We start from the raw sequence: 580 nt of genomic DNA on the forward strand, positions 1-580 counted from the left end.
TCGCCATGCGGTTGATCCGGGTGACGCTGGCGAGCGGCGAAGTGGAGGTGCTGGCCACCTCGCTGCTCGACACCGAGGCGTTCCCGGCTGATGCGTTCCAGCAACTCTACCACCGGCGCTGGGGCATCGAGACCGACTATCGGCGGCTCAAACAGACCCTGAAGCTGGACAATTTCAGCGGGCGCTCGGTCACGGCCGTGCTTCAGGACTTTCACGCCCAACTGCTGCTGAAAAACCTCGCCATGCTGATGCAGCTGTCGCAGCAGCCGCGTATCGAGCGTCAGAACCAGCACCGCCAGTGGCGCTGCAAAGCCAACTTCACCCAGGGCGTGTCGCGACTCAAAAACACGCTCGTGGCGCTTGTGCTCGAGCCCTGCGCCGAGGCCATGGCGCGTCTTCTGGCGCTGATGCGAAAAAGTCTGACGTGCGAACGTCCGGGCCGACGCTACCCACGTCATCGTCGACGACCGGCCACCCAGGGCTGTGAGGGTTACAAACGAACTCGCTGAGCTAGGCAACACCGTTCAACGCCACCGCCGACGCCTTCCTTCAGACTGTGCCTGACACGGGTCAGCTCCCG

General features: G+C 63.8%; 1 protein-coding gene. It reads left to right on the top strand.

Translation table 11 applies throughout. From position 1 onward, the window contains the following. A partial coding sequence (locus tag AC1RQI_RS17015; protein ID WP_481905802.1) for a transposase occupies positions 1-509 on the top strand: 509 nt, incomplete at its 5' end. Between the last annotated feature and the right edge of the window lie 71 nt (positions 510-580).

The organism is Salicola sp. AFF1 (assembly GCF_056783195.1).